This is a genomic window from Sphingobacterium pedocola (assembly GCF_015209965.1).
Taxonomy (GTDB): domain Bacteria; phylum Bacteroidota; class Bacteroidia; order Sphingobacteriales; family Sphingobacteriaceae; genus Sphingobacterium; species Sphingobacterium pedocola.
Genome location: NZ_MU158690.1, coordinates 418,198 through 431,391 on the forward strand (window position 1 = coordinate 418,198; position 13,194 = coordinate 431,391).

The 13,194-nt window shown below is 40.6% G+C and carries 12 protein-coding genes; 10 read left to right on the forward strand and 2 right to left on the reverse strand.

The window, feature by feature from the left end; genetic code table 11:
• Positions 1-55 precede the first annotated feature (55 nt).
• Entirely contained in the window at positions 56-1,009 is a 954-nt protein-coding gene (locus tag C4F40_RS11890; RefSeq protein ID WP_231390044.1) for an FAD:protein FMN transferase, read from the forward strand.
• A 133-nt stretch (positions 1,010-1,142) separates the two neighbouring features.
• On the opposite strand, the gene C4F40_RS11895 is transcribed toward C4F40_RS11890, so the two are convergent.
• Entirely contained in the window at positions 1,143-1,496 is a 354-nt protein-coding gene (locus C4F40_RS11895; protein ID WP_196939619.1) for a phage holin family protein, read from the reverse strand.
• 186 nt (positions 1,497-1,682) lie between these two features.
• Here C4F40_RS11895 and C4F40_RS11900 point away from each other — a divergent pair, with 186 nt between their 5' ends.
• The 4 genes from C4F40_RS11900 to C4F40_RS11915 all read left to right on the forward strand — a co-directional run bounded on the left by C4F40_RS11900 (position 1,683) and on the right by C4F40_RS11915 (position 7,514).
• Positions 1,683-2,096, forward strand: coding sequence for a DUF2147 domain-containing protein (locus tag C4F40_RS11900; protein WP_196939620.1), 414 nt, complete (start codon positions 1,683-1,685; stop codon positions 2,094-2,096).
• A 123-nt stretch (positions 2,097-2,219) separates the two neighbouring features.
• Positions 2,220-3,410 carry a glycine C-acetyltransferase gene (gene kbl, locus C4F40_RS11905; protein ID WP_196939621.1) on the forward strand — a complete coding sequence of 397 codons (1,191 nt, stop codon included), beginning with the start codon at positions 2,220-2,222 and terminating at the stop codon, positions 3,408-3,410.
• Positions 3,411-4,232: 822 nt separating this feature from the next.
• Entirely contained in the window at positions 4,233-6,038 is a 1,806-nt protein-coding gene (gene typA / locus C4F40_RS11910; protein ID WP_196939622.1) for a translational GTPase TypA, read from the forward strand.
• Positions 6,039-6,683: 645 nt separating this feature from the next.
• Positions 6,684-7,514 (forward strand): UDP-2,3-diacylglucosamine diphosphatase, encoded by an 831-nt coding sequence (locus C4F40_RS11915; RefSeq protein WP_196939623.1) that lies wholly within the window; start codon positions 6,684-6,686, stop codon positions 7,512-7,514.
• Here C4F40_RS11915 and C4F40_RS11920 read toward each other — a convergent pair.
• Complete coding sequence (locus C4F40_RS11920) at positions 7,511-8,032, reverse strand: NADPH-dependent FMN reductase (RefSeq protein ID WP_196939624.1); 522 nt, start codon at positions 8,030-8,032, stop codon at positions 7,511-7,513. The two genes, C4F40_RS11915 and C4F40_RS11920, sit on opposite strands and share 4 nt — an antisense overlap.
• 206 nt (positions 8,033-8,238) lie before the next feature.
• Between C4F40_RS11920 and C4F40_RS11925 the strand changes: the two genes are divergently transcribed.
• The 5 genes from C4F40_RS11925 (at position 8,239) to lepB (ending at position 13,107) form a co-directional block, all read left to right on the forward strand.
• Complete coding sequence (locus C4F40_RS11925; RefSeq protein ID WP_196939625.1) at positions 8,239-9,036, forward strand: ParA family protein; 798 nt, start codon at positions 8,239-8,241, stop codon at positions 9,034-9,036.
• Position 9,037: 1 nt separating this feature from the next.
• Positions 9,038-9,958: a ParB/RepB/Spo0J family partition protein gene (locus C4F40_RS11930; protein WP_196939626.1), complete on the forward strand. Its 921-nt coding sequence runs from the start codon at positions 9,038-9,040 to the stop codon at positions 9,956-9,958.
• A complete protein-coding gene (locus C4F40_RS11935) occupies positions 9,958-10,683 on the forward strand; it encodes a DUF5683 domain-containing protein (RefSeq protein ID WP_196939627.1) in 726 nt (241 codons plus the stop codon). The genes C4F40_RS11930 and C4F40_RS11935 overlap by 1 nt, the downstream gene beginning before the upstream one ends.
• A gap of 110 nt (positions 10,684-10,793) precedes the next feature.
• A complete protein-coding gene (gene dapB, locus C4F40_RS11940) occupies positions 10,794-11,558 on the forward strand; it encodes a 4-hydroxy-tetrahydrodipicolinate reductase (protein ID WP_196939628.1) in 765 nt (254 codons plus the stop codon).
• Between the two features lie 142 nt (positions 11,559-11,700).
• Positions 11,701-13,107: a signal peptidase I gene (gene lepB / locus C4F40_RS11945; RefSeq protein WP_196939629.1), complete on the forward strand. Its 1,407-nt coding sequence runs from the start codon at positions 11,701-11,703 to the stop codon at positions 13,105-13,107.
• Positions 13,108-13,194: the final 87 nt, after the last annotated feature.

Genomic DNA, 13,194 nt, shown 5'->3' on the forward strand with positions numbered 1-13,194 from the left:
TGATAGTAACTAGTGGCTCATTGGGACATAGCATATGTACAGACTAAATTTAAGAATGTTGAAATACATTGGAAGCACGCTCTTGTTTTTGTGTTTGGGACTGTTGTTTCAGACTGCGAATGCACAGGTTCTGGTTAAAAGACAACTGAGCAAAATGGGATCGCTTTTCGACATCACAGTCGTGGATGAAGATAGCGTACAGGCAGGGCAACATATTCAACAGGCCGCAGGGGAGATAGAGCGCATCGAAAATCTCATTTCAGAATGGAGACCAGATACGCAAATTTCACAAGTAAACCAGTATGCCGGTATCCGCCCCGTACAAGTAGACAAAGAAGTTTTCGAGCTTACCCGCCGTGCCATCCATTATTCCCAACTAACAGAAGGCGCTTTCGATATCAGCATAGCTGCTCTGGATAACGTTTGGGTGTTCGACGGCAGTATGGAGCAGCTGCCATCTGATGATGCTATTCGTAACTCTGTGCAGTATGTAGGCTACCAATATATTGTTTTGGATAGCATAAACTCGACCATTTTTTTGAAAAAAAAGGGCATGAAAATCGGCTTTGGTTCTATCGGAAAAGGTTACGCCGCTGACAAAGGTCGGGAGCTCCTACAATCTTTGGGCATCCGAGGTGGTATTGTAAACGCTTCCGGTGATCTTTCAGCTTGGGGTACACAATCTGATAGGCAGCCCTGGAAAGTAGGGGTGCGTAATCCGTTCAACCCCCTTAAAATGATAAAGGTTTTGAAATTGGGGTACGGCTCGTTGGCGACATCCGGGAGCTATGAGAAGTTTGCAGAATTACAAGGCAAACGCTATGCGCATATTATCAATCCCACAACAGGTTGGCCCTCTACCGGACTAACTAGTGTAACGGTATCAGGACCATCAGCAGAGTTTGCCAATTTCCTCAGCACATCCATTATGGTTTTAGGAAACAAAAAAGGTAAAAAACTACTTAAAAAATTCGCCAACTATACGGCCATTATCGTGAAAGACAGATGAAGCCTGATAGTATCGCATAGCAATCCATTCCGGCTTCAAGGGTTTTAAAAATGCGATGATCCCGATCATGAATGGGGGGAGCTACCTTCAAACCAAGAAGGCTCTTTAGTCTGTAAACGAGCCTTCTTAACGGTTATCTGGTGGGTTTTTCGCCCCCGATTCTTCCAAGGACCATTTCTAGTAAAGCAACCACAACAGCAAATAGAGCTGCAGCCCAGAATCCCGAAACATCGAATTTAGAGCCCATGATGCTGTCGCTGAGCATGACCATTAATACCGTAATGATAAATGAAATAAGGCCAAAAGTAAGCCAATTAAGTGGAAATGTAAATAATCGTAGTATTCCGCCGATAACCGCGTTGACAAATCCGATAACCAATCCCGTTACGATAGCCCAGCCAAAGCCAGCTACCTGTACACCAGGAATAATGTAAGATGCTAATGCGATAACAAGCCCCGTTAACAAAAGTGATATGATGAATCTCATAATTATAAAGTATTAGTTTGTAAAAACAGGTCAAATTTAGTGCCAAAGGAAAAGTTTCGAAATTAAACACTTTCACCCTCACCATCTACAATCAGGTAATAGTATTCTATAAATAAAATAAAAAAATATATATTATGCTTGCATATGAAATTTTATTATCTTCACCTTAATTATAAACAAATGCGTATGAACAAGTTAATCTTCACATTATGTGCTTTGGTAATGTCTGTGGCATTATTTGCACAAACAAGCGACCCTATCATTGGTAAATGGCAAAACCCTTCCGGAGAAGGACGAATAGAGGTCTATAAGAAAGGGGATAAATATTTTGGGAAGTTATATTGGATTAAAGACGCCGCAAAAAAAGACATCAATAATCCCGATGAGAAACTTCGCTCCCGTAATATTCAAGGTTTAGAGATCCTTACCAATTTTACCAAAAAAAGCAGCACCTATGAGGGAGGACAGATTTATGACCCCAAGTCGGGCAAAACCTACAGCTGCAAAATGAGTATTAAAGGTGCTGATCAACTTGATATCCGCGGATACGTAGGGGTGAGCCTTTTGGGACGTACCGAAACATGGAAACGCGTTAAATAGGACAATCGATTTCGTTGTAAGTACATTATAATTTCTTGTATCTTTGGATTATTCGCTGATTTGCGTATTTGCGAATACGCAGATTTGCAGTTTCGCAAATAGGCTTAACTTTTGACTTATAATATGTTTACTACATTAAAACCCGAATTAGAAAAAGAGCTAGCAGCCATTAAAGATGCGGGCTTATACAAAGAAGAACGTATCATCGTTACCCCCCAAGGGGCCGATATAAAAGTGAGTACAGGACAAGAAGTGATTAATTTCTGTGCAAACAATTACCTAGGGTTGTCATCCCATCCCAAAGTTACAGAAGCAGCGAAAAAGGCCATTGATTCGCATGGCTATGGCATGTCTTCCGTGCGCTTTATCTGCGGTACGCAAGATATTCATAAAGAACTGGAAGCAAAGATCTCCAAATTTTTAGGTACCGAGGATACCATTTTATATGCGGCCGCATTTGATGCAAATGGTGGCGTATTCGAACCGTTACTAGGCGCCGAAGATGCAATTATTTCGGATGAGTTGAATCACGCTTCGATTATCGATGGCGTCCGTTTGTGTAAAGCGCAGCGCTTCCGTTATAAAAACTGCGATATGGAAGATCTTGAAGCACAATTAAAAGCAGCTTCAGAAGCACGCCATCGTATCATTGTGACAGACGGCGCTTTTTCAATGGACGGTTCAGTAGCACCCTTGGATAAGATCTGTGATCTTGCCGATAAATATGAAGCATTAGTGATGATAGACGAGTCTCACTGCTCCGGCTTCATTGGTAAAACAGGTCGCGGTACACACGAATTGTTTAACGTCATCGATCGTGTAGATATCATAACAGGCACCCTCGGCAAAGCTTTGGGTGGTGCTTCCGGAGGTTTCACCTCTGGGCGCAAAGAAATTATTGATATGTTGCGTCAGCGCTCTCGTCCATATTTATTTTCAAATACCCTAGCCCCAGCAATCGCCGGTGCTTCCGTTGCGGTGTTGGATATGTTGAGCGAAACGACCGAACTACGGGATAAGCTGGAAAACAATACAACATACTTCCGTGAGAAAATGACAGCAGCCGGCTTCGATATCAAATCAGGCTTTCATCCGATCGTTCCCGTTATGTTATACGACGCTAAACTAGCACAGGAGTTTGCTGCAAAGATGCTGGAAGAAGGAATTTATGTAATCGGTTTTTATTATCCGGTCGTTCCCCAAGGAAAAGCACGTATCCGCGTACAGATCTCCGCTGCACATGAAACCGAACACTTAGATAAAGCAATTGCCGCGTTTACCAAGGTAGGGAAAGCATTGGGTGTGATACAGTGATAAATTGGTTTTATTGTAGAACTTTCATAAATACGTTAGTTGGGGATAATGGGTTTGTGAAGGTTTTTTTTAATTTTAAATGGTGTTGGTTTAAAACGGAGGTTTATTTCAAACACTTTTAAGAATGCCCATCGCATTACCTTTCCGCCACTGGCCGTGGCAGGGTTCCAAACTTTTTCTTGAAAAAAAGTTTGACAAAATTCAAGACTTGGCCAATGCTACGCTAAAAGCTTTTGGATTTACTAAACATCTCCAAGCCGCTTCGCTTCGGGGATCTGTTCTTAACGCAAATCCAAAAGCTTTCTTTACGCTACATCGACCTAGGTCGTCCTTTCTAACTTCAGCTGAAGTATAAAATAATATTTAAGAATTAAGCACCATCCTTTCATTCCCGACAAATGTCGCCTTGGCGGGTCGACAATAGCAGGAATGGTGAACCGTCTTGTCGAGCCGGCGCAGCGACGAGTTTTTGATTCCTTTTTGCGGAAAAAAGGAATGCCCCGTCGCGGCGAGCGACAAAAGAAATTTTGATTAAGAAAAACCTCCCCTTTATTTTAATAATCCCCTAAAAATCTACTTGATTTCAATTCCTGAACACCTTTGAAGACAACCAATTCTCATATCATTATAAAAATAATGGGACATCTCTTTTTACCTAAAATATGCCCTCTGCTATTAAATAACAGGTATTCAGCAGGTTGTTGTCCCTAGTGTTAATGGGACTAAACAATAAACTAACAAAATATTCACGGTAAATATTTAAAAATGAGGTTCAAAATTCATATCTTTGCACCTCAAATTTTTATATAATATCGTTGCTAAATGCAGAATATCAGAAATATAGCGATTATCGCTCACGTCGATCACGGTAAAACTACGCTGGTAGACAAAATCTTACACTTCACAAATCTTTTTCGAGATAATGATGGTACAGGTGATTTAATTCTAGACAACAATGATTTAGAACGGGAGCGCGGTATCACGATCGTTGCTAAGAATGTATCTGTACAATACAAAGGTGTAAAAATCAACGTTATTGATACTCCTGGTCACGCCGATTTTGGTGGTGAAGTAGAGCGCGTATTAAAAATGGCTGATGGTGTTGTGTTATTAGTGGATGCTTTTGAAGGCCCGATGCCACAAACACGTTTTGTGACACAAAAGGCTTTAGCTTTGGGCCTAAAACCGTTAGTTGTTGTCAATAAAGTGGACAAAGAAAACTGTCGTCCTGAAGAAGTTTACGAGAATGTATTTGATCTATTCTTTAGCTTAGATGCTACAGAAGAGCAATTGGCATTCCCTGTATTATATGGTTCGTCAAAACAAGGTTGGATGTCGACCGATTGGAAAGAACCGAAAGAAGATGTGTCCGAATTATTGGATGCGATCATAGATCACTTCCCTCCCTCTCCGTTTGTAGAAGGAACTTTACAAATGCAAATTACCTCTTTAGATTACTCTACTTTCGTAGGTCGTATCGCAATTGGTCGCGTTGCTCGTGGTACAATTAAAGAAAATCAACCAATCTCTTTGATGAAGCGCGATGGTAAAATCGTTAAGTCCCGTGTCAAAGAATTACATACTTTTGAAGGCTTAGGTCGCCGCCGCGTTACAGAAGTAGCTTGTGGTGATATATGTGCTGTAGTAGGTATTGAAGGTTTTGATATTGGTGATACAATTGCTGATTTTGATAATCCTGAGCAATTAGAGGTAATCCATATCGATGAGCCTACGATGAACATGTTGTTCACGATCAATAACTCTCCATTTTTCGGTAAAGAAGGTAAGTTGGTTACTTCCCGTCACATTCACGATCGCCTTCAAAAAGAATTAGAGAAAAATTTAGCCTTACGTGTTGTTCCAACCGAATCACCGGATGCGTGGTTGGTGTACGGCCGCGGTATCCTCCATTTATCCGTATTGATCGAAACCATGCGTCGTGAAGGATACGAATTGCAGGTAGGTCAACCACAGGTAATTGTCAAAGAAATAGACGGTAAGAAATGCGAGCCAGTCGAAGTATTGGTGGTAGACGTTCCTGCTGAAGTTTCCGGTAAAGTAATCGAGCTTGTTACGCAACGTAAAGGTGAGCTATTGATTATGGAGACCAAAGGCGAAATGCAACACTTAGAGTTCGAAATCCCCTCTCGTGGTATCATCGGTCTACGTAACAACGTACTGACAGCTACAGCAGGTGAAGCTGTGATGGCACACCGTTTAAAAGGGTACGAGCCTTGGAGAGGGACAATTCCTGGACGTCTGCACGGTGTATTGATCTCTTTGGATAAAGGTACCACGACAGCTTACTCGATCGATAAATTACAAGACCGTGGTAAATTCTTCGTTGATCCAGGCGTAGATATTTACGAAGGACAGATTTTAGGTGAGCACATACGTGACAATGATTTAACAATCAATATCACGAAAGGTAAGCAATTGACCAACATGCGTGCTTCCGGTACCGATGACAATACGCGTATCGCACCGGCAATCAAATTTTCGTTAGAAGAATCAATGGAGTATATCCAAGCAGATGAATACATTGAAGTGACTCCGCTGTCCACACGTTTACGTAAGATCTATTTAACAGAAAATGAGCGTAAAGTAAATGCTAAAAAATTCCAATAAGCTTTTACTTGGTATTTTAATATTTATCAAAGCCTTCGAGAATATCGAAGGCTTTGATGTTTTATGAATAGGATGTTTTTAACGAAGGTTTTTTATACAGATTGAGGTTGTCCACCTCACCGCCTTTCCGCCACTCGCCGTGGCAGGGCCTTCATTTTTTGCTTGACCAAAAAACGAAGCAAAAAAGTCAAGACCGGGTCAATGTTACGCTAAAAGCTTTTGGATTTACTAAACAGCTCCAAGACGTTCCACTTGGGGGATCTGTTCTTAACGCAAATCCAAAAGCTTTCTTAACGCTACATCGACCTAGGTCGTCCTTTTTAATTCAGCTGAAATAAAAATTAAATGTAATAATGCACTATCCTTACAAATTAGACAAATATCGCCTTAGCCATTTGCCAATTGCAGGAGGACGCACTAGCCATTCTGGCAAATGGGTACAGCGATGATTTTACCTTCGGTGAGCTCCACTTCGTTCCGGTTTTCCTTCTTTTTATAAAAAAAGAAGTCGCCCTGCGCCGGCGAAAGAGGCGCATAAAAATTGATTAAGAAAAACCTTCGTTAAAAACAACTTACTCAAAAACTTGATGATTTTTTAACTGTCTGAAAATGATGAGTTAACAGTTGTTTCTTTTTTTTGTATACATGAAGAGAGAAGTCGATTTAGTAATACTTTCTGATGTACACCTCGGAACCTACGGTTGCCGGGCACAAGAATTACTACACTATTTGTATTCAATCAAGCCGGCAAAGCTGGTTTTAAACGGTGATATCATGGATATCTGGCAGTTTAAAAAGAGTTATTTCCCTGATCAGCATTTGAAAGTGATTAAGTATCTGTTTGATATGGCATATCAAGGTTGTGAAGTAATCTATATTACGGGTAATCACGATGAGATGTTGCGTAAATTTACCAATATACATTTTGGCAATATCCAACTGGTGGATAAATTGGTGTTACATTTGGGGGAGAAACGGGCTTGGATATTTCATGGAGACGTGTTTGATGCTTCTATTCAGCATTCCAAGTGGTTGGCGAAGTTAGGTGGTTGGGGGTACGATCGACTTATCGGATTGAACAATTTGATCAACTGGATCCTTGTTCGATTTGGGAAGGAGAAATATTCGTTGTCTAAAAGAATTAAAAGCTCGGTGAAAAAGGCTGTTAAATTTATTTCAGATTTCGAACAGACTGCTTCGGAACTGGCCATTGAAAGCGAGTACGACTACGTCATATGCGGACATATCCATCAACCGGAAATCCGAACTGTGGTGACGAAGAAAGGCTCGTGTGTGTACATGAATTCCGGAGACTGGATTGAGAACCTTTCCGCATTAGAGTACCACAATGGCGAATGGGACATGTTTGGCTACGAGGAGAAAAAGGATACGCTTGGCAGATATCCGATACACGATATACTGCTGAATTATTCGCTCGAAAATATTCTAGAGCGCGTACGTGTCCAAAGTCTCTAAAACCGAATAATTTCTTCGATCTGTTCATCAATAAATTTGACCGTAATATTGTCGATGAATGCATTGTCGTTGTTGAGTTCGTTCTGGATATGCGGGATATGAATTTTAAGAGGAAGAACATGCATTCGCATGTAGTTACAAACCCCCGTGAAATGGTCAACGCCTCGAATGTTGCCGTATTTTCCAGTTGCCACCCCTACTAGGATCGCTTTTTTATGAAAAAATGACGCGGGGAATGCGCAGGCATCAATGAATACCTTCAGTACACCCGGATAACTGCCATTGTATTCCGGAATGATGAAAATAAATTTACGAGCAGCAGATATTTTTTCTTGTATATGCGCAAAAGCCGTGCTCCTTTTGCCGTACAAGTCCGAAAAAATGATGTCGTGAGGGAGGTCGCCCAACGAAAATATTTCCCACTCCTCACCGCGTCGTTGCAGTTGCGCTTGATAATATCTGGCTACCTTTAACGAGTTGCTTCCCAACCTATTTGTTCCCGAAATAATTAAATTCATTGTGCTTTTGTAATTTATGTCTCTCAATGAATGACGATGTAAATGGTAAATCTATTTTTCGTATCTTAGCATGCTGAGTTATGGGCTCAGGAATGTTCTCAAAAATAACAATTTTAACATCATTTAAGCATTTGGTAAGTTATTGAAATGTAAATTTGGTGCGAGAACAGAAAGTATACATTTAATAGGTAAAGGTTCAGTATCTTATGGGAAAAATAATATCCATTGCAAATCAAAAAGGTGGCGTAGGTAAAACAACGACTTCTATTAACTTAGCAGCTAGTTTAGCGGTTTTAGAGTATAAGACTTTGTTGGTAGATGCAGATCCGCAGGCGAATTCGACTTCAGGTATCGGGTTTGACCCAAGAGCTATTAAAGCTAGTGTATATGAATGCCTGGTCAATGATTTAGATCCGAGGGAAGCCATTCAGAAGACAGATACGCCCAATTTGGAATTATTGCCCGCGCATATAGATTTAGTAGGTGCCGAGATTGAAATGATCAATCTGAATGAACGTGAGTATAAAATGAAAAAAATGCTCCAACAGATCAAAGACGACTATGATTTTATCATTATCGATTGTTCACCTTCATTGGGATTGATCACAATTAATGCCTTAACAGCATCAGACTCTGTTATTATTCCAGTTCAATGTGAATATTTTGCATTAGAGGGATTAGGAAAATTACTAAATACAATAAAAATCGTTCAAAACCGTCTGAATACGGATTTAGCAATAGAAGGTATTTTGCTGACCATGTATGACGTTCGCCTTCGTCTGTCTAATCAGGTAGTAGAGGAGGTGCGAACACATTTCCATGACTTGGTCTTTGAAACAATTATACAACGTAATACAAGATTAAGTGAAGCCCCTAGTTTTGGGATTTCCGTAATCATGCATGATGCCTCTTGCAAAGGCGCGATAAATTACTTGAATCTGGCGCGTGAAATTTTGCAAAAGAACGGTTTATTAGAAGAAAATAAAGAAAAAGTGATAGTATAGTATGGCTGCATTACAACGAAAAACAGGTTTAGGAAAAGGATTGGGTGCATTACTGCAGGATGATGTTGTAATAAATCCTAAATCTGATCAAAAAGAAGCAACCGATACCAAAACCGGGGTGCCGGCAGCAGGAAGTATCAATTTCATCAAGGTTGAACAAATCGCTGTAAATCCTTTTCAACCAAGGACAGATTTTGATCAGGAGGCATTACAGGAGTTAGCAGACTCTATTACGTTACAAGGGCTTATTCAGCCTATTACGGTGCGGCAGGTAAGCAAAAACCAATATCAACTTATTAGTGGCGAGCGAAGACTACGTGCTTCAAGATTGGCGGATATTACAGAGGTGCCCGCTTATGTTCGTACCGCCAATGATCAACAGATGTTGGAGATGGCACTCATCGAAAATATCCAACGTGAAAACCTGAATGCCATCGAAGTGGCGTTGAGTTTTCAACGTATGATCGAGGAGTGTAACCTGAAACAGGAGGAACTGGGCGACCGTGTAAGTAAAAATCGGTCGACAGTAACAAACTATCTACGCCTATTGAAGTTGCCACCCGCTATACAAGCCGGCATACGTGACGGACAGATTTCGATGGGACATGCACGTGCTTTAATCAATGTAGGGGAAGTGGATAAGCAATTATTTGTTTTCCAAGAGATTATTGATAAGGGGCTATCTGTGCGGATGACCGAGATATTGGTGCGTAATATCCAGCAACAGACAAAACCGAAAAAGAATCAAAATGTAGGAAAGCAATTGGATTTTCAATATCAGAAGATTGAAGACGACTTGGCTTCCAGATTTTCTACACGGGTCCGTTTGAATTTGAAAAATACGCGAGGAAAAGGTGCGATAGAAATCCCATTTGATTCGGAGGATGATTTAAGCCGCATTTTAGAATTGTTAGATTGGTGATGTATAAAATCTGTTTTCTACTTTTTGTATTTGGCTGTGCCAGCTTTCCCACAATGGCGCAAGGTGTAGATTCATTAGCAATAAAAGCAGACTCATTGACAGCGACCGTGGATTCCGTTGCGCAGGATACGGTCAAAAAGGAGACTAAACAAGAACGAAGGGCGAGAGAAAAAGCGGAAAAGGAACGTGCGAAATTTTATTATAAAGACATTCTTAAAGATTCAACTCGCCTAGCCATAGAACACGTGTCGCGGGTTGCTTGGAGACGTTCACTCATATTGCCCGGCTGGGGACAGTATACGAATGGTGGTTTATGGTGGGTCAAGGTTCCGATTATTTATGGTGGGTTTGTGGGTGCATACTTGACGTTTGATTATTGGCAATGGTATTATAGTAAGTTTTTGAGTGAAGCACAATATCGGATAGATAATAACGGCGCGGTTAATGATCCTGATTTAGAACGATGGGAGTTGCCGGGGCTTATCCAATCAAAAGATAATGCACGCCGCAACCGGGATCTCACTATTCTTGCAACGGTAGGATTTTGGGGCTTAAATGTGGTGGAAGCATATGTAACATCTATGTTGAAAAATAGATATAATATGGGTGACGATTTAAGTGTAAAAATATCACCAACTTTTATGCCATCAGGTTACTTAGGCTATCAATCACCGCTTAAAAACCAATTTGTACCCGGAATAAAATTAACCTTTAACATTCGATAGTTAGTTAGTAGAATATGTGAAGGATTAGTATATTAGCGGTATAAAAAGACTGGAATACAAAAATAAAAGAACCAAAAACACGCATCTACCATAAAAAACGAACAAGAAACATGAAGATAGTCTTATTAGGATATGGCAAAATGGGGCAACTGATTGAAAAGTTTGCCATGAAGAGAGGGCATGAAGTTGTACTAATTGTGGATGAAAATAATCGGTCGTCGATTGATCTTGAAGATTTAGAAGAAGCGGATGTTGCGATTGATTTCAGTACACCCCATGCGGCTTTGGATAATATAAGCCTGTGTTTTGAAGCTGATTTGCCACTTGTTGTAGGTACAACTGGATGGTACGATCATCTGCAGGAGGTAAAAGAAACCTGTCTCGAATCTAATCAGTCATTGCTTTACGGATCTAATTTTAGTATTGGCGTAAATATCTTTTTCCATATCAATAAACTATTGGCCAAAGCCATTGATCCTTACAAGCAATACGATGTGCAGGTAGAAGAGATACACCATATTCACAAACTGGACGCGCCTAGTGGTACAGCGATTACGATAGCAGAGGGGATATTAGAGAACAGCTCTACGAAAAATAAGTGGGTGAATGATGTAGTTGGTGAAGGAGAAGAGATTATTGCGAAGTCGGATGAACTGCTGATCGAAAGTCTTCGAATAGAAGAGGTTCCGGGTACACATACCGTTTTGTACAGCTCGGAGGTGGATCAGATTGAATTTAAACATACAGCGCATAATCGGGACGGTTTCGCATTAGGAGCAGTTATTGCTGCGGAATGGTTGCAAGGGAAGAAGGGATTCTTTCAGGTAACTGAAATTTTTGATTTTAATCAGGTATCAGGAGATAGGAGTTCGTGACTAGGGGCTAGGAGTTAGTAATTCGTAGTTGGTAACTAGTGATTGGTAGATTTTGACTTTTTAATAATTTTAATGAGCGCGCCTACGCTGCGGGAAGCAGGCAAGCTTGGTTTTGACTTTTTAATTTTGACTTATTAATTATATGTGGTATATCATTTTTGGGGTGTTAACAATAATCGCTTTATATGGCTTATGGCTACTTTTCAAGAAGGCCGGGAAGCAGGGATGGGAAGCTATCGTGCCTTTTTACAGAGAATATGTCATGGCTCAACTGGTTGCGAGACCTACTTGGTGGGTGATCTTATTACTCATTCCGATTGTTAATATTTTCATTTTTTATGGATTATATTTAGATCTTATCAAAGCCTTTGGTAAAAAGCGTTTTTGGGAGAATGCAGCCGCAGTATTAATCCCCTTTATTGTATTACCGATGTGGGGAAGAGATCCGGGGGTTAAATATTTAGGACAGCCTAATACCGAAGAATTTAAGAAAAAATACCCGTATAAAAAATCCGTTACGCGCGAATGGGCCGACGCGATTATCTTTGCCACGGTAGCGGCTTCGTTGATAAGAGGTTTTTTGATTGAAGCCTATATGATTCCAACTGGATCAATGGAACGGTCGTTATTGGTCGGGGATTTTCTTTTTGTGAGTAAGCTGAATTATGGTCCGCGGATTCCCAATACGCCGCTTGCCTTTCCGTTTGCCCATCATACCATGCCCATTACCGGTGGTAAAGCTTATTCGGAACTAATTCATATTCCGTACAAACGTCTGCCTGGTTTTGAGGTAATTGAGCGTAATGATGTGGTTGTTTTCAACTATCCAATGGAAGCCGATGCACCGTTTAATCGACCTGTAGACAAGCGGGAGAATTATATTAAACGTGCTGTAGCTATTTCAGGAGACGTAGTCGAAATGAAGAATGCTAAACTGATTGTAAACGGTATACCCGGATTCGGTTCTTCTGATGTACAATCGGCTTATTTGATCTATACGGACGGGACGGGGCTTAACCCGCAACGTCTTGTGGATAAAAGATACGACTATGTGCAAGGTATGGCTGAACCCTATGTATTATACGTGACCGATGAAGAAATAAAAGATGTAAAATCGTGGACAAATGTAAAACAGGTTATCCCGTTTGAAAATACCGAATCTTCTTTTCCTCACGCAGAAGAATACGGTTGGAATTTTCATAATTTCGGACCATTAACGGTTCCTAAAAAAGGAGACGTGGTTAAGTTGAATACGCAAAACCTGCCCTTGTATAATCGTCTGATTACGGTTTACGAAGGAAATACGTTAGAGCAAAAAACAGACGGTATTTACCTTAATGGAGTCAAAGCAGATAGCTATACGATACAGATGGATTATTATTGGATGATGGGTGATAATAGAGATAATTCTTTAGACTCAAGAGAATTTGGATTTGTTCCGGTGGATCACGTTGTCGGTAAGGCATTATTTACTTGGCTAAGCTGGGATAAAGATGGTACCTTCTTGTCTAAAATCCGTTGGAATAGAATTTTTAGAGGAATTCACTAAAGACGGCGTCTAAAAAGTCAACATCACCTTCATTTCGAGGAGGTACCAGGAGAACCCCGAAGGGCTCTGCGAAGCAAAATCTATGGT

Bases quoted from the DNA above. Each gene is read 5' to 3' on its own strand.
- C4F40_RS11890 (WP_231390044.1), top strand. From the start codon at position 56: ATGTTGAAATACATTGGAAGCACGCTCTTGTTTTTGTGTTTGGGACTG.
- C4F40_RS11895 (WP_196939619.1), bottom strand. From the start codon at position 1,496: ATGAGATTCATCATATCACTTTTGTTAACGGGGCTTGTTATCGCATTA.
- C4F40_RS11900 (WP_196939620.1), top strand. From the start codon at position 1,683: ATGAACAAGTTAATCTTCACATTATGTGCTTTGGTAATGTCTGTGGCA.
- kbl (WP_196939621.1), top strand. From the start codon at position 2,220: ATGTTTACTACATTAAAACCCGAATTAGAAAAAGAGCTAGCAGCCATT.
- typA (WP_196939622.1), top strand. From the start codon at position 4,233: ATGCAGAATATCAGAAATATAGCGATTATCGCTCACGTCGATCACGGT.
- C4F40_RS11915 (WP_196939623.1), top strand. From the start codon at position 6,684: ATGAAGAGAGAAGTCGATTTAGTAATACTTTCTGATGTACACCTCGGA.
- C4F40_RS11920 (WP_196939624.1), bottom strand. From the start codon at position 8,032: ATGAATTTAATTATTTCGGGAACAAATAGGTTGGGAAGCAACTCGTTA.
- C4F40_RS11925 (WP_196939625.1), top strand. From the start codon at position 8,239: ATGGGAAAAATAATATCCATTGCAAATCAAAAAGGTGGCGTAGGTAAA.
- C4F40_RS11930 (WP_196939626.1), top strand. From the start codon at position 9,038: ATGGCTGCATTACAACGAAAAACAGGTTTAGGAAAAGGATTGGGTGCA.
- C4F40_RS11935 (WP_196939627.1), top strand. From the start codon at position 9,958: ATGTATAAAATCTGTTTTCTACTTTTTGTATTTGGCTGTGCCAGCTTT.
- dapB (WP_196939628.1), top strand. From the start codon at position 10,794: ATGAAGATAGTCTTATTAGGATATGGCAAAATGGGGCAACTGATTGAA.
- lepB (WP_196939629.1), top strand. From the start codon at position 11,701: ATGTGGTATATCATTTTTGGGGTGTTAACAATAATCGCTTTATATGGC.